The sequence below is a fragment of the Janthinobacterium sp. BJB446 genome, assembly GCF_002735655.1.
Taxonomy (GTDB): Bacteria; Pseudomonadota; Gammaproteobacteria; order Burkholderiales; family Burkholderiaceae_D; genus Janthinobacterium; species Janthinobacterium lividum.
Genome location: NZ_PDZK01000001.1, coordinates 1365785 through 1380427 on the forward strand (window position 1 = coordinate 1365785; position 14643 = coordinate 1380427).

The window sequence follows — 14643 nt, forward strand, 5'->3', positions numbered from 1 at the left end:
CAAATCGGCGGCGCACGCCAGTACGCACGCCGGCCATGTTTGCCTGGCTTGATCTCATGCCATTATGGCTGCATTGACAATATCCAGGCTCTCCAATTGTCACATCCTGACCTGGCTGGCGCCACGCGATTCGCCTTGGACGGCGGCTGGCACTATAATATCCGCTGCCATTCATGATTAACCGCTCTCAGCTCAACTGGACTCTTCAAATCTATGCATTACGTGTCTACCCGCGCTGATAAAGCGCCATTGCAGTCGCAACAGTCATCTTTGCAGCAATTTTCCGACATCCTCCTGGGCGGCCTCGCCCCCGATGGCGGACTGTATCTCCCTGAACACTACCCGCAAGTCACTGGTGCCGAGCTGAGCGCCTGGCGCACATTGTCGTATGCCGACCTGGCCTACGAAATCCTGAAGAAGTTCGCCACCGATATCCCGGCCGCGGACCTGAAGGCACTGACGGCGAAAACCTATACCAAGGCAGTCTACAAGAACGCCCGCGCCGGCGAAAACGCGGCCGACATCACGCCGCTGCGCGTGCTCGAAGAAAACGTCGTCAAGGGCGGCCAGACCACCCTGATGCTGCAGGCGCTGTCGAACGGCCCGACCCTGGCCTTCAAGGACATGGCCATGCAGCTGCTGGGCAACCTGTTTGAATACACCTTGGCCAAGCACGACGCCGAACTCAATATCTTCGGCGCCACGTCGGGCGACACGGGCAGCGCGGCCGAATACGCGATGCGCGGCAAGAAGGGCATCCGCGTCTTCATGCTGTCGCCGCACAAGAAAATGAGCGCCTTCCAGACGGCGCAGATGTTCAGCCTGCAAGACCCGAATATCTACAACATCGCCGTCGAAGGCGTGTTCGACGATTGCCAGGACATGGTCAAGGCCGTCTCGAACGACTTGCCTTTCAAGGCGAAACAGAAGATCGGCACCGTCAACTCCATCAACTGGGCGCGCGTCGTGGCGCAGGTCGTGTACTACTTCCGCGGCTACCTGGCGGCCACCACCAGCAACGAGCAAAAAGTGTCGTTCACGGTGCCGTCGGGCAACTTTGGCAATATCTGCGCCGGCCATATCGCCCGCATGATGGGACTGCCCATCTCGAAACTGGTGGCGGCGACGAATGAAAACGACGTGCTCGACGAATTCTTCCGCACGGGCGTCTACCGCGTGCGCAAGTCCGCCGAGACCTACCATACGAGCAGCCCGTCGATGGATATCTCGAAAGCGTCGAACTTCGAGCGCTTCGTCTACGATCTGGTGGGCCGCGACAGCGACCGCGTGCGCGCCCTGTTCACGAAAGTGGAAACGCATGGCGGCTTCGACTTGTCCGGCAAGCCTGGCAGCGACGGCGACGAATTCAAGCTGGTGGCCAAGTACGGCTTCAAGTCGGGCAAGTCCACGCACCAGGACCGCCTCGATACCATCCGCGACGTGGCCGACGACTACGGCATCACTATCGACACGCACACGGCCGACGGCATCAAGGTGGCGCGCGAGCACCTGGAGCCCAACGTGCCGATGATCGTGCTGGAAACGGCGCTGGCGGCCAAGTTCAACGAAACCATCCTCGAAGCACTGGGCGTGGACGCGGAACGGCCAAAGGGCTTCGAGAACATCGAAGACTTGCCGCAAAAATTCGTCGTGATGGATGCGGACGTGGAAAAGATGAAGGCGTATATCGCCGCCAACACGGGTTTGTGATGAGCGGGCCTGTGATGAACGATCCGACCGCACAACGCAAACCGATGCTGTCCGTGGCCGAGGCGCAAGCCTTCATGCTGGGCGCGGCGCGCCCGGTGGCCGAAGTGGAGCTGGTCGACACCATGCGCGCCAACGGCCGCGTGCTGGCGGCCGCGCAAACGTCGACCCTGAACGTCCCCGAGCGCGACAACACGCAGATGGATGGCTATGCCGTGCGCGCGCAGGATTGCGCCAGCGGCGCGGCCAGCTTGCCCGTGTCGCAGCGCATCGCGGCCGGCCACGTGGGCCAGCCCCTGCAGCCGGGGACGGCGGCGCGCATCTTCACGGGCGCCCTGATCCCGGATGGCGCCGATTGCGTCGTGATGCAGGAGCAGTGCACCTTGCTTGACGGCGTGGTGACGGTCAGTCACGTGCCGCAGGCGGGTGAATGGGTGCGCCGCCAGGGCGAGGATATCCGCGCCGGCGGCGAGATCCTCGGTGCCGGCCGCCGCCTGCGCAGCCAGGAAATGGGCCTGGCCGCCTCGGTGGGCCTGGCGCAGCTGCCGGTGCTGCGCAAGGTGCGCGTCGCCGTCTTCTTCACGGGCGACGAGCTGGCCATGCCCGGTGAGGCTCTGGCGCCGGGCGCCGTCTACAACTCGAACCGTTTTACCTTGCGCGGCCTGCTGGAGAATCTGGGCTGCGAGATCACGGACCTGGGCATCGTGCCCGACAGCCTGGAAGCGACAAAGGCCGTGCTGCGCCAGGCGGCCCAGGGCAATGATCTGATCATCACCTCGGGCGGCGTGTCCGTAGGCGAGGAAGACCATATCAAGCCGGCCGTGGAAGCGGAAGGGCGGCTGAACATGTGGCAGATCGCCGTCAAGCCGGGCAAGCCGCTGGCGTTTGGCGAAGTGCAGGATGCGTTCTTTATCGGCTTGCCTGGCAATCCCGTCTCCAGCTTCGTCACGTTCCTGCTGTTCGTGCGCCCCTTCATCCTGCGCCTGCAAGGCGTGGCGGGGAATCTGGCACCGCGCAGCTACAAGCTGCCGGCCGCGTTCGAGCGCCTGAAGGCGGACAAGCGCAACGAGTTCTTGCGCGCCAAGGTCAATGAGGAGGGCGAGCTGGAACTGTTCGCCAACCAGAGTTCGGGCGTGCTGACGTCCACCGTGTGGGGCGACGGCTTGATCGATTGCCCGCCGGGGCTGTCGATTGCGCGCGGCGACATGCTGCGGTTTATCCCGTTTAACGAATTGCTGTACTAAGGAAGTAGCGATGAAGATCAATCTGCGATTTTTTGCCAGCGTGCGCGAGCTGGTGGGAACCGGCCATGAAGTGCTGGAAGTGAGCGCGGAGGCCGCGTCACGGCTGACGGTGGGCGAGGTGCGAAATCTCCTGATCGCCCGCGGCGGCAACTGGGAATACGCGCTGGCGCAGGGGCGGGCGCTGCGCATGGCGCATAATCAGGTGATGTGCGATGCCGCTACCGTGGTAGGCGACGGCGACGAGGTGGCGTTCTTTCCACCCGTGACGGGCGGCTGATCCCGCTTCCAAATGAGACGGCCACTTCATCGAAGTGGCCGTTTTTTCATGAAGACTTGGTTTTCGGTTTGTCCCCGCTGCACGTGGCGCAGGCGATGGCTTTCTTGTAGCGCCAGTATTTCGAACCGATGAAGATGGCCGACGCCACCAGCGACCAGGCCAGCGCGCTGAGGATGTCGGCCTGGCTGGTGGTGCCCTTGCTGTACTCGACCACCGTCAGGATGATGAATAAGATCGAACTGGCCAGCAAATAACGGGAAATCCAGAATCCTGCACCCATGTGTTTCTCCTCTTGTCGTCTCGTTGTCTCGTGAAGTCAAAGTGCCGATCGCTGCAGCATGTTGGCGCAGTATGCATCATTTTTCGGCATTCTTGCCATCCCCGCGCCTTATCTCGACTAAAATGCCGGGGTTTTCACCGTCTTTCCAGCTTGCCATGACCCATTCCAGCCTTCCTCCCTTTCACATCGCCGTCATCGGCGGCGGCCCTGCCGGCCTGATGGCCGCCCAGGCTGCCACCGACCAGGGAGCCAGGGTGGAGCTGTTCGATGCCATGCCGTCCGTCGGCCGCAAATTCCTGCTGGCGGGACGCGGCGGCATGAATATCACGCATGCGGAAGACTACCAGTCCTTCGTCTCGCGCTACGGCAGGCAGGCCCGCTGGCTCAAGCCGGCGCTGGACCAGTTCGGCCCGCAAAAGGTGCGCGACTGGGTGCACGGCCTGGGCGTGGATACTTTCGTCGGCTCCTCGAACCGCGTCTTCCCGACGGACATGAAGGCGGCGCCCTTGCTGCGCGCCTGGCTGCACCGCCTGCGCGAGGCGGGCGTGCAATTTCACATGCGCCACCGCTGGACGGGCTGGCAAGACGGCCAGCTGGCCTTCGCCACGCCGGACGGCGAGCGGTTATTCGCTTTCGACGCCGTGATCCTGGCGCTCGGTGGCGGCAGCTGGGCGCGGCTGGGATCGGACGGCGCCTGGGTGCCGCTGCTGCGAGAGCAGGGCGTGGCCGTGGCGCCCCTGGCGCCGGCCAATTGCGGCTTCGACGTGGACTGGAGCGAGTATTTCAGCAGCCGCCATGCCGGCGAACCGCTGGCGACGGTGGCCATCACGGCGCGCGACATCGATGGCTTGCTCATCAAGCGCCAGGGCCAGTTCGTCATTACGGCGGGCGGCGTCGAGGGCAGCCTGATCTACGCGCTGTCGGCCGCGCTGCGCGAGCAGATCGCCGCCGAGGGCAGCACCACCATCTGGCTCGACCTGGCGCCCGACCACACGCATGAACGCGTGTTCGAGGAAGTGACGCGCCCGCGCGGTTCCCGCTCCATGTCCAGCCACCTGAATAGCCGTCTGGGCATCAAGGGCGTGAAATCGGGCTTGCTGCGCGAATGCCTGAGCGCGGCCGACTTCGCCGATGAAGCCAGGCTGGCGGACGCCATCAAGCTGCTGCCCGTCCGACTTGTGCGTCCGCGCCCCATCGATGAAGCCATCAGCAGCGCCGGCGGCGTGGAATTCGACGGTGTCAAAGGCAGCATGCTGCGCGCCATGCCGGGCGTGTTCCTGGCGGGGGAAATGCTGGACTGGGAAGCGCCGACGGGCGGCTACCTGCTGACGGCCTGCCTGGCGCAAGGCAAGGCGGCCGGCGAGCAGGCGGTCAGTTGGCTGGAAGAGAACGTTAGTGCCAGGTAATTTCGCCCGAGCCGCTTTTCTGCGTCTCGCGCTGGCGCGGGTTGCCGTGGACGTGGATGTCGCCGCTGCCGCGCAGGGTCAGGTTGCTGGCGTCGCGTACGAAGACGGTGCTCGTGCCGGAGCCTTGCAGGCTGACGCTGGCCTTGTCGGCGGCCAGGTGCTCGGCATCGATATCGCCTGAGCCGCTGAGGTCAGCACGCAGGAACTTGGTATTGCCGCTGGCGGCGATGCGCCCGGAGCCCACCATTTCGAGCACCACGCTGTCGCTGTTGCCGCCATTGATGTCGAGGTCGCCGCTACCGTTGACGGTGGCTTGCACCTGCTTGTAGCGTCCCGTGAAACTGACATCGCCCGATCCCGTCAATTCCAGGATGAAACTGTCTCCGGAAAATCCCGTGATCTTGCTGTCGCCATTGCCGTGCACTTCGACGCGGACGAGGGCGGGCAGCACCAGTTCCACCTGCAGGGGCTGGCGGTGGTGGAACAGCATGCCTTTCGGGCCGATATGCAGGGTCGTGCCATCCTGCGTGGTGTCGACGTTCGACAGCAGACGCTGTTCGCCGCTGACCTTCAGCGATGGCGTGGCGCCGCGGCGCAGCACCAGGTCGATGGGGCCTGCCAGGTCGATGCTGTTGATATTGGGGGAAACCGGGCGCGTTTCACTGCGCACGGCGCGGCCGGCGGCGCTGCTGGGATTGCTGATTCCCTTGGCGCGCAGCGCCGCATACGACATGGCGATCAGGACCAGTGCCAGCAAGAGCATGGACAGGCCAACTTTGAGCAAGCGTTTCATGGCAGCCTTTCTAGTGACCTTTGAGCAGGGAAACATTCATGGCAACGTAACGCTTGATGCCAATCAAGGTATAGCGCGTTACGACCAGACTGAGCAGGAAGATGGCGATGCCGCCGAGCAGCATACCCACGCCAAAGACGGTTTGCGTGGTGCGCGCATCGCGGTCCATGTCGGTGGAGATGCGGATGCCCCCGCCGGCCAGCGCTTCGGCCCGCTCCATCATGCGCGAGGAAGCGCCGGGCGCCCCGGGCTCGGACTCGGCCGGGTCATGCTGCAAGCGGCCCGGCAGGTGATCGACTTCGATGCCCGTGTCGCCGATGGTGATGCGCGTTTCGCGCCGTTCGCCGTTTTCGCCGCCGTCATCGTCGTGGATGAAGACGTGGCGCAGCGGACCGTCGAGCACCAGTTCGTTGGCGCCGGACAAACCGCTGGCCGTGATGGCGATGCCGGCCAGGTAAAAGCTCAGGCCGACGGCGTACAGGGTAGCCAGCAGGGCTGCATAGACGGCGGCAGGCACGACCATGAACAGGTTGAAGATGGCCAGGCCCACCAGCGAGACGAGCAGGCGCAGCAGGTTGACGGGGGTTTTCTTTTGCTCGAAAGCCTGGCGGTGCGTGCTGTTGCGCAAGGTAAGGGCGATTTTTTTCGGGTCGCCCAGGTCGTCTGCGATCTCGTGTTCGCTGCGGCCGGCCGCAGCGCCTTCGATGAAGGTCTGTTCGTAATAGTCGAGCGTCTTGGCGACCAGGTCCGGTGGCAAGCCTGCCAGCGCGCGCCGCAGTGCGTCGAGATAATCTTGTTTGTTCATCATATTCTTCCTGTCCGCCGCTTCAGCCCATGGCCGGCAGCAGCATGCTTGCCTGGCTCAGCAGCAATGGTGCCTGTGGCGCCTGCTGTGCGTGAATGACGATGAATGTGGCCAGCACCACACCAGCCAGCAGCGCCAGGGCTTTCAAGCTGTTTTTCAAGTGCAAGGTGGTGTGCATGGTATTCCCCGTAGCATGGCCGTTGTCGATGATCAGACTGTACCCAAGCGCACGCGGGCGCACCAGCGCGGTGCGACAGAATGCAATTTCGCGGGGGCGAGCGACACCAGGGGAGGATGCACCGTCAAGTCTACTTTGCCACCTTGCCCGTGGTAATGGCCTTTGCCGCCGCCACGCCGCTGCGCACGGCGGCCTCGATGGTGGCCGGATAGTCTTGCGTCCGGTCATCATTGGCCGTGTAGTCGCCTGCCAGCAGCAAGCCAGGCACGCCGCTGGCGTTGCCGGGGCGAGCCAGGTCGGGCGTGCAGGCAAAGGTGGCGCGCTTTTCCGTGATCAGCTGGGTCCACAGGGGCTGGGCCAGGGCTGGGCGCTGCAACACCTGGGCCAGCTGCGCCGCGATGGCTTGCGCCAGCGGTCCATGGCCTTGCTCGGCGGCATAGCCGGAGGCGCTGATGACGACGGCCAGCAAGCCCGCCTGGTTGCTGTCGAGCTGGCCCCGGTCGAAGACGAACTGGCCCCAGTGCTGTTGCTCCGGCGCATCGACGAGGGCGTAGAACGGCAAGTTCAGGCGCACCGAGGCATCGTACTGCAGGTAGCAGGTGCTGATGGCTTCCGGCGTGAACGCTTGCATGCGGTTCACCGCTTCGTCAAGGCGGGCGTCGTGCAAGCCTTGCAGCAGGCTGGCCGCCTGCACGGACGAGGTGGCCACGATCACGCCATCATAGTGCTCGCCGTCATCGACGCCGTCATCAAGCCCCCAGCGGCCATCGGGCAGCGCCTGCAAGGCGGTCACCTTGGCGCCCGTGCGGACTGCACCGCCATGCTGCACCACGTAGCGGCTTGCCGCCTCGGGTAACAGGGCACTCAGGTCCGCCTTCGGGATCAGCATGTCGGAGGCGCGGCGGCGGCTCGCGCCCAGGCTGTCGCGCAGCACGTTGAGGAAGACGCGGGCCGAGGCGCGCTCGGGCGGGGTATTCAGTGCGGCCAGGCACAGCGGGTGCCACATCAGCCGGTTCAGGCGGTCCGTCTGGTCGAAGCGCTGCAGCAATTCGCTGACCGAGCAATCGTTATACAGCTGCCAGCCCATCGTCCGCATGGCCGTGGAAAAGCGCATCAGGGCCAGCTTGTCGGCGCGCCATAATCCCTGGGCGCGCAGCAGGGCCCATGCCAGGTGCAGTGGCGCGGGCAGGCGCGGGGCGATGAAATCCATGCCGCCCGAGCCGGCCGGATAGCGCATCTGCAGGGGCAGGGTGAGGATCAGCTCGTCCGGGTCTTGCCCCGCCAGCTTGATCAGGCGCAAGGTTTCCGTGTAAGCGCCCAGCAAGATGTGCTGGCCGTTGTCGAGCACAGTGCTTTCGCGTTCGACCCGGCGCGCCCGTCCGCCCAGGGTGCGCGCCGCCTCGAATACACTCACCGCGTGACCGGCGCGCGCCAGTTCCATGGCCGCCGCGCAGCCAGCCCAGCCGGCACCGATGACGGCGTAGCGCTGCTTCACGGCCTTGTCAGCCACGAACCCAGGTCTTCCAGGCCAGCCACAGTTTGCGGATCGGCGTGAGCGAGATGCGCTGTTTCAGCACGTGGTAGCCGTCGCGCTCGACTTCATTGAGCAGGGTGCGGTAGATGGCGGCCATGATCAGGCCCGGGCGCTGGGCGCGGCGGTCTTCTGCCGGCAAGAGCGCGAAGGCTTCGTCATACGCCTTTTGCGCGCGCGCCACCTGGAAGCGCATGAGGTTTTCAAAGTTTTCGCTGTGGCGCGCGTTCAGCAAGTCGGCCGCCGTCACATTGAATTGCTGCAGTTCGCTGATCGGCAGGTAGATGCGCCCCTTGCGCGCGTCTTCGCCCACGTCGCGGATGATATTGGTGAGCTGGAAGGCATGGCCCAGCTTTTCCGCGTACAGCAGGGTTTCCGGGCGGGTCGCGCCGAAGATGCTGGCCGACAAGATTCCCACCACGCTGGCCACGTGCCAGCAGTAGCGGCTCATGGCCTGGTAGTCGAGGTAGCGGGTCTGGTTCAAGTCCATTTCCATGCCGTCGATGATGGCCTGCAAATGCTTTTCTTCCAGTTTATATACGTCCAGGTGCGGCTGCAGCGCGCGCATCACGGGATGCGTGGGATTGCCCTCATACATGGCCTTGACTTCCTTGCGCCACCAGACCAGCTTGGTGCGTGCCACGGCTTCGTCCGTGCATTCGTCGACCGTGTCATCGACTTCGCGGCAGAAGGCGTACAGGGCCGTGATGGCCTTGCGGCGTTCGGCGGGCAGGAACAGGAAGCTGTAGTAGAAGCTGGAGCCGCTCTGGGCGGCCTTTTGTTGGCAGTATTCGTCGGGAGACATAGTCAAAAGAGCAAGGGTTGCAGATCGAAGCCGCTATTCTATCGTCTTACAGAGTGGGCGACGGTGGAATAGCCGTTTTTACTTGTGTCTCTTGATGCAAGCTTTTGCGCGACATGCGCAGGGCGCGCCAGAAAATGATCAGCCAGTCGCGTTTCTCCAGCTTGGGGCGCCGCCGGAACACGTCGTAATTGACGGCTTCGATGCACTCGAGGATGCGCAATCCGCCTTGCACCACCAGGCGCAACTCCCAGCCGATGCGCCCGCGCAAACGCAGGGCCAGCGGCGCGCCGGACAGCATCAGGGCGCGCGTGCGGGCCACTTCAAAGCGCATCAGGGCGCTCCACTTGCCGTGCGCCTCGGGCCGCTCGAAGGCGGCGGCGGAGACGGCAAAGCGGGTCAGGTCTTCCATCGGCAGGTAGATGCGCTCTTTTTGCTGGTCGATGGCGACGTCTTGCAAGAAATTAATTAGTTGCAAAGCTGAACATATGGCATCGGAATCGCGTACATTCTGTTCATCGGCCGCGCCATACAGGTGCAGCATCAGCAGCCCCACGGGGTTGGCGGAACGGGCGCAGTAATCGAGCACGTCGTCATAGCTGGCGTAGCGCGTCGTTTCCACATCCTGCTTGAAGGCGGACAATAAATCGTGGAATGGCTTCAGCGGCAACTGGTGTTTGGCAATGACGGCGGCCAGGCGTTCGAACATGGCGGCGTTCTCGCCGGCATGGCCTTCGTGGCGCGCGATGCGGCCCAGCGCCTCTTCGTAGGCGTGCAGGGCCGCCAGGCGCTCGGCCGGCATGGCGTCGCCTTCGTCGGCCAGGTCGTCGGCGCTGCGGGCGAAGGCATAGATGGCTTCGACGGCGGGCACCAGGCGGCGCGGCAGTAAAAATGATGCAACAGGAAAATTTTCGTAATGGTCTACAGGCATGAACACACTTCTCTAGTCTTGCGTTTGTCCGGCACCTTCAAACACTGGAATGTGGCCGGGCGTTGTACGTCTCAAGATTAATGACGCATAAGTCACTAAAAACTTTTACGCACGATTATAATTAATAACCAGAAAGTCATTAGGCGAAGAGTACTTCCGCCATGACCAAACTGATATTGTCACAAATTTAAGGATATCGCGTGCGAAAAAGTTTGGCCTGGCCCAAAGGACAGGCAAAAAGTTTCTCCGCATAAAAATATTACAGCCCGCATAGTAAAGGAAAATACCTTGTTTGCCCTGAAAACCCTGCGCCGCGAGACCGGCGCTTCCGCACTTCCTGCCCTGCGGCTGATTGCCGCCGCAGCCCTGGCGACGACCTTGGCGGCCTGTTCCAAGCCTGCCGTCAAAGTGGAAGACGTGCGCCCCGTGCGCGCGATTGTGTTGTCTAGCAGCAATGTTGACGTGAGTGCCGAGCTGTCGGGCGAGGTCGTGCCCCGTGTCGTATCGCAACTGGGCTTCCGCGTGGGCGGCAAGATCGTGGCGCGCAAGGTGGACGTGGGCGCCAGCGTGAAGAAGGGGCAAGTGCTGATGCAGCTCGATCCTGTCGACTTGCAGCTGTCGCAGGCGCAGGCCAAGGCCTCGCTGGTCAGCGCGGAGACGAGCCGCGACCTGGCGCGCGCGGAATTGAAGCGCTACCAGGATTTGCGCGAGAAGAACTTCGTCAGCCAGGCCGTGCTCGACGGCAAGGATGCCACCTACAAGGCGGCGCAGGCAAACGTGGAAGCGGCCCAGGCCCTGTACCGGGGCCAGGCGAACCAGTCCGGCTATGCCAGCTTGCTGGCTGACGTCGATGGCGTCGTCACGCGCATCGAGGCTGAAGTGGGGCAGGTGGTGGCGCCCGGCGCGCCCGTGGTGCAAGTGGCCAGGAGCGGCGAGAAGGAAGTCGTGATCGGCATTCCTGAAGATAAGGTTGAAACCTTGCGTGGCGTCAAGGATGTGGTGGTGCGCCTGTGGGCCGACCCGAAGCAGGCGTTGCCGGGCAAGATACGCGAAATATCGCCCGTGGCCGATGCCGCCACGCGCACCTACCTGGCGAAAGTCAGCATCCCGGACGCGCCGCAGGCACGCCTGGGCATGACGGCCGTGGTGCAGTTCGCCTCGCAAACGACCACGCCGCAGATCAAGGTGCCGTTGACGGCCCTGTTCAATGAGAAATCGCAAAGTTCCGTGTGGGTGGTGGAAAACGGCGCCGTGAAGCTCGTGCCGGTGACGGTGGGCGGCGTGGCGGGCAATGAGTTGCTGCTGACCTCGGGCGTGAAGGAAGGCCAGACGGTCGTCACGGCCGGCGTCAACCTGCTCAAGCCGGGCCAGAAAGTGACCATTCTCGGCGCCGAACTGGCCAGCAAGCCTGAAGTAGCCGCCGCCCCCGTCAGCGTGGGTGCGGCCAAATGAAGGGCGGCTTCAATCTGTCGCGCTGGGCGCTCGAACACATCCCGCTGACGCGCTACCTGATGGCCGTGCTGCTGATCGGCGGCATGCTCAGCTACGCCAGCCTGGGCCAGGATGAAGATCCCCCGTTCACCTTCCGCGCCATGGTCTTGCAAGCCTACTGGCCCGGCGCCACGGCCTTGCAGATGGCCGAGCAGGTGACGGACAAGCTGGAAAAGAAACTGCAGGAAACGCCGTACATCGACGAGATCACCAGCTATTCGAAGCCGGGCGAAACCTTGATCCTGCTGGAGCTGCGCGAGTCGGCGCCGCCCAAGGAAACGGCGGCTGCCTGGTACCAGGTGCGCAAGAAGATCGGCGACATCCAGGGCACCTTGCCGGCCGGCGTCGTGGGCCCGTTCTTCAATGACGAGTTCGGCGACACGTACGGCTCCATCTTCGCCCTGTCCGGCGATGGTTTTACGTACGCGGAAATGAAGGATTACGCGGACAAGGTACGCCAGGAACTGCTGGCCGTGGGGCAGGTATCGAAGGTGGAACTGTTCGGCGTGCAGGATGAAAAGATCAATATCATCTTTTCGCACAAGAAATTTGCCCAGCTGGGCATTCCGTTCGACGCCATCGTGCAGCAACTGTCCGCGCAAAACAGCATCAACGCCACCGGCGTGCTGGTGACGCCGACGGACAATCTGCAAGTGCGCGTGACGGGCGCCATGGTGACCGTCAAGGACCTGGAAAACCTGGAACTGCGCGCCAACGGCACGACTTTCCGCCTTGGTGATTTTGCCACAGTAAAACGTGAACTCGTCGATCCTCCCAAGGACAAGATGCGTTTCAATGGCAAGGAAGTGATCGGCCTGGGCGTGTCGATGGAAAAGGGCGGCAATATCATCGACATGGGCAAGGCCTTGCAGGCGACGGTGACGCGCATGAAGAGTGAATTGCCGGTCGGCATAGAGCTGCAGCGCGTGTCGAACCAGCCGGAAGCCGTGTCCGCCTCCGTGGGTGAATTCGTGCATACCCTGATCGAAGCCATCCTGATCGTGCTGGCCGTCAGTTTCGTCGCGCTGGGCTTGCACACGAAACCGCTGCGCATCGACGTGCGGCCCGGCCTGGTGGTGGCGCTGACCATCCCGCTGGTGCTGGCCGTCACCTTCCTGTTCATGCGCCTGCTCGACATCGACTTGCACAAGATTTCCCTGGGCGCCCTGATCATCGCGCTGGGCTTGCTGGTCGATGACGCCATCATTGCCGTCGAGATGATGGTGCGCAAGATGGAAGAGGGCATGTCGCGTTTCGACGCGGCCACCTTCGCCTACACATCGACGGCCATGCCCATGCTGACGGGCACCCTGATCACGGTGGCGGGCTTCTTGCCCATCGGTCTGGCCAAGTCGGCCGCCGGTGAATACACGTTCTCCTTGTTCTCCGTCAATGCGCTGGCCCTGATTATCTCGTGGGTGGTGGCCGTCGTCTTCACGCCCTACATCGGCTACGTCTTGCTGAAAGTGAAACCGCACGCGCACAACGACCATGAATTGTTCGATACGCCGAACTTCCGCCGCTTCCGCCGCGCCGTCACCTGGTGCGTGGAATGGCGCAAGACGACGATCGCCGCCACCCTGGCCATCTTTGCGCTGGGCATCTATGGCTTTAACTTTATCGAAAAGCAATTCTTCCCCGATTCCAGCCGTCCCGAGCTGATGGTGGAACTGTGGTCGCCCGAAGGCACGACCTTTGCGGCGAATGAAAAGCAGGTCAAGAAATTCGAAACGTTCGTTGGCAAGCTCGACGGCGTGGAAAGCGTGACCAGCTATGTGGGCACGGGCAGCCCCCGTTTCTACCTGCCGCTGGACCAGATATTCCCGCAGACCAACGTATCGCAAGTGGTGGTCTTGCCGAAGAGCCTGGCCGACCGCGAACGCCTGCGCCAGAAAATCGTCGATGTCTTCAAGAAGGATTTTCCGGAAGTGCGGGGCCGTGTAAAACTGTTGCCGAATGGGCCGCCGGTGCCGTATCCCGTGCAGTTTCGCGTCACGGGACCGGAAGTGGCCGGTGTGCGGGCCATCGCCGACCAGGTCAAGGACATCATGCGCGCCAATCCGAACACCCTGGGCGTGAACGACAACTGGAATGAATCGGTGAAAGTGCTGCGCCTGGACCTGGACCAGGACAAGATGCGCGCGCTGGGCGTCACCTCGAAAACGGTGATGCAGGCGGCCAATACGATTCTGTCGGGCACCGTCATCGGCCAGTTCCGTGAAGACAATAAGCTGATCGACATCCAGGTGCGCCAGCCGCTGGAAGAGCGGGCGACGATTTCCGTGTTGAACGACACGAATATCCCGACGGCAACGGGCAAGTCCGTACCCATCTCGCAGCTGGCCCGCGCGCATTTCGTGTGGGAGCCGGGTGTCGTCTGGCGCGACAAGCGCGAATGGGCCATTACCGTGCAATCGGACGTGATCGATGGCATCCAGGGCGCCACCGTGTCGACGCAGCTGGCGCCGCAGCTGGACGCCTTGCGGGCCAAGTTGCCGGCCGGCTACCGCATCAATGTGAAGGGCGTGGCGGCCGACAGCGGCGAGGCAGAAGCGTCGATCTCGGCCAACTTGCCGCTGGCTATCTTTATCATCTTTACCTTGCTGATGCTGCAGTTGCACAGTTTCTCGCGTTCCCTGCTGGTGTTCCTGACGGGGCCGCTGGGCGTGGCGGGCGCCGCCTTTGCCTTGCTGCTACTGCACCGCCCGCTGGGTTTCGTGGCCAACCTGGGCGTCATCGCGCTGTTCGGCATGATCATCCGCAACTCGGTGATCCTTGTCGACCAGATCGAGCAAGACATCCGCGATGGTTCGGCCCCATGGGACGCCATCATCGATTCGGCCGTGCGCCGCTGCCGGCCCATCGTGCTGACGGCCGCCGCCGCCGCGCTGGCCATGATCCCGTTGTCGCGCTCTGTGTTCTGGGGGCCGATGGCAGTCGCCATCATGGGGGGCCTGATCCTGGCGACGGCCTTGACCTTGCTGTTCTTGCCGGCCCTGTATGCGGCCTGGTTCCGGGTCAGGAAGCCGGAGCCGGCGACCGCAAAAGAAGGCTAGCAGCCAGCGCCAGGGCGCGGGTATAAAAAAGGCGGCATTCCTCTGGGAAATCCAGTAGAATGCCGCCTTTGCTTTACCGAGGGCTTGCTCGTTGAGTCCACGGTAGCCAGATCGCTCCCGAGTTGTTAAAATCAGGGAGTCG

Annotated in this window: 13 protein-coding genes; 6 read left to right on the top strand and 7 right to left on the bottom strand. The window is 63.2% G+C overall.

The genetic code is table 11. The annotated features are described in order from the left end of the window. Positions 1-213 precede the first annotated feature (213 nt). From thrC to moaD, 3 genes are read left to right on the top strand one after another with little or no spacing between them, the layout of a single operon-like run. The gene (gene thrC, locus CSQ92_RS06025; protein WP_099393527.1) at positions 214-1710 is read left to right on the top strand and encodes a threonine synthase; all 1497 of its coding nucleotides are present in this window, start codon (positions 214-216) and stop codon (positions 1708-1710) included. Positions 1711-1724: 14 nt separating this feature from the next. Continuing rightward, complete coding sequence (locus CSQ92_RS06030; RefSeq protein WP_099394598.1) at positions 1725-2951, top strand: molybdopterin molybdotransferase MoeA; 1227 nt, start codon at positions 1725-1727, stop codon at positions 2949-2951. Between the two features lie 10 nt (positions 2952-2961). Continuing rightward, a complete protein-coding gene (moaD, locus tag CSQ92_RS06035) occupies positions 2962-3228 on the top strand; it encodes a molybdopterin converting factor subunit 1 (protein WP_092604782.1) in 267 nt (88 codons plus the stop codon). Between the two features lie 46 nt (positions 3229-3274). Here moaD and CSQ92_RS06040 read toward each other — a convergent pair whose 3' ends face one another. Further along, positions 3275-3508: a hypothetical protein gene (locus CSQ92_RS06040; RefSeq protein ID WP_034781412.1), complete on the bottom strand. Its 234-nt coding sequence runs from the start codon at positions 3506-3508 to the stop codon at positions 3275-3277. A gap of 155 nt (positions 3509-3663) precedes the next feature. Here CSQ92_RS06040 and CSQ92_RS06045 point away from each other — a divergent pair, with 155 nt between their 5' ends. Then, complete coding sequence (locus tag CSQ92_RS06045; RefSeq protein WP_099393528.1) at positions 3664-4914, top strand: TIGR03862 family flavoprotein; 1251 nt, start codon at positions 3664-3666, stop codon at positions 4912-4914. Here the strand turns inward: CSQ92_RS06045 and CSQ92_RS06050 are convergent. From CSQ92_RS06050 to hpnC, 6 genes are all read right to left on the bottom strand, one after another. Beyond that, positions 4901-5707 (bottom strand): head GIN domain-containing protein, encoded by an 807-nt coding sequence (locus tag CSQ92_RS06050; protein ID WP_034787287.1) that lies wholly within the window; start codon positions 5705-5707, stop codon positions 4901-4903. The genes CSQ92_RS06045 and CSQ92_RS06050 overlap by 14 nt on opposite strands. A gap of 10 nt (positions 5708-5717) precedes the next feature. Continuing rightward, positions 5718-6515 (bottom strand): DUF1700 domain-containing protein, encoded by a 798-nt coding sequence (locus CSQ92_RS06055; RefSeq protein WP_231958248.1) that lies wholly within the window; start codon positions 6513-6515, stop codon positions 5718-5720. A 19-nt stretch (positions 6516-6534) separates the two neighbouring features. Continuing rightward, complete coding sequence (locus tag CSQ92_RS29005; protein WP_161789615.1) at positions 6535-6690, bottom strand: hypothetical protein; 156 nt, start codon at positions 6688-6690, stop codon at positions 6535-6537. 130 nt (positions 6691-6820) lie between these two features. Next, positions 6821-8200 carry a hydroxysqualene dehydroxylase HpnE gene (gene hpnE, locus CSQ92_RS06060; protein ID WP_099393529.1) on the bottom strand — a complete coding sequence of 460 codons (1380 nt, stop codon included), beginning with the start codon at positions 8198-8200 and terminating at the stop codon, positions 6821-6823. Continuing rightward, positions 8193-9026, bottom strand: coding sequence for a presqualene diphosphate synthase HpnD (gene hpnD / locus CSQ92_RS06065; RefSeq protein ID WP_058050483.1), 834 nt, complete (start codon positions 9024-9026; stop codon positions 8193-8195). Before hpnD ends, hpnE begins: the two co-directional genes overlap by 8 nt. 46 nt (positions 9027-9072) lie before the next feature. Continuing rightward, complete coding sequence (gene hpnC, locus CSQ92_RS06070; protein ID WP_099394599.1) at positions 9073-9954, bottom strand: squalene synthase HpnC; 882 nt, start codon at positions 9952-9954, stop codon at positions 9073-9075. 288 nt (positions 9955-10242) lie between these two features. Between hpnC and CSQ92_RS06075 the strand changes: the two genes are divergently transcribed. Next, positions 10243-11406: an efflux RND transporter periplasmic adaptor subunit gene (locus tag CSQ92_RS06075; protein ID WP_099393530.1), complete on the top strand. Its 1164-nt coding sequence runs from the start codon at positions 10243-10245 to the stop codon at positions 11404-11406. After that, complete coding sequence (locus tag CSQ92_RS06080) at positions 11403-14501, top strand: efflux RND transporter permease subunit (RefSeq protein WP_099393531.1); 3099 nt, start codon at positions 11403-11405, stop codon at positions 14499-14501. Before CSQ92_RS06075 ends, CSQ92_RS06080 begins: the two co-directional genes overlap by 4 nt. The last annotated feature ends 142 nt before the right edge of the window (positions 14502-14643 follow it).

Bases quoted from the DNA above. Each gene is read 5' to 3' on its own strand.
- thrC (WP_099393527.1), top strand. From the start codon at position 214: ATGCATTACGTGTCTACCCGCGCTGATAAAGCGCCATTGCAGTCGCAA.
- CSQ92_RS06030 (WP_099394598.1), top strand. From the start codon at position 1,725: ATGAACGATCCGACCGCACAACGCAAACCGATGCTGTCCGTGGCCGAG.
- moaD (WP_092604782.1), top strand. From the start codon at position 2,962: ATGAAGATCAATCTGCGATTTTTTGCCAGCGTGCGCGAGCTGGTGGGA.
- CSQ92_RS06040 (WP_034781412.1), bottom strand. From the start codon at position 3,508: ATGGGTGCAGGATTCTGGATTTCCCGTTATTTGCTGGCCAGTTCGATC.
- CSQ92_RS06045 (WP_099393528.1), top strand. From the start codon at position 3,664: ATGACCCATTCCAGCCTTCCTCCCTTTCACATCGCCGTCATCGGCGGC.
- CSQ92_RS06050 (WP_034787287.1), bottom strand. From the start codon at position 5,707: ATGAAACGCTTGCTCAAAGTTGGCCTGTCCATGCTCTTGCTGGCACTG.
- CSQ92_RS06055 (WP_231958248.1), bottom strand. From the start codon at position 6,515: ATGATGAACAAACAAGATTATCTCGACGCACTGCGGCGCGCGCTGGCA.
- CSQ92_RS29005 (WP_161789615.1), bottom strand. From the start codon at position 6,690: ATGCACACCACCTTGCACTTGAAAAACAGCTTGAAAGCCCTGGCGCTG.
- hpnD (WP_058050483.1), bottom strand. From the start codon at position 9,026: ATGTCTCCCGACGAATACTGCCAACAAAAGGCCGCCCAGAGCGGCTCC.
- hpnC (WP_099394599.1), bottom strand. From the start codon at position 9,954: ATGCCTGTAGACCATTACGAAAATTTTCCTGTTGCATCATTTTTACTG.
- CSQ92_RS06080 (WP_099393531.1), top strand. From the start codon at position 11,403: ATGAAGGGCGGCTTCAATCTGTCGCGCTGGGCGCTCGAACACATCCCG.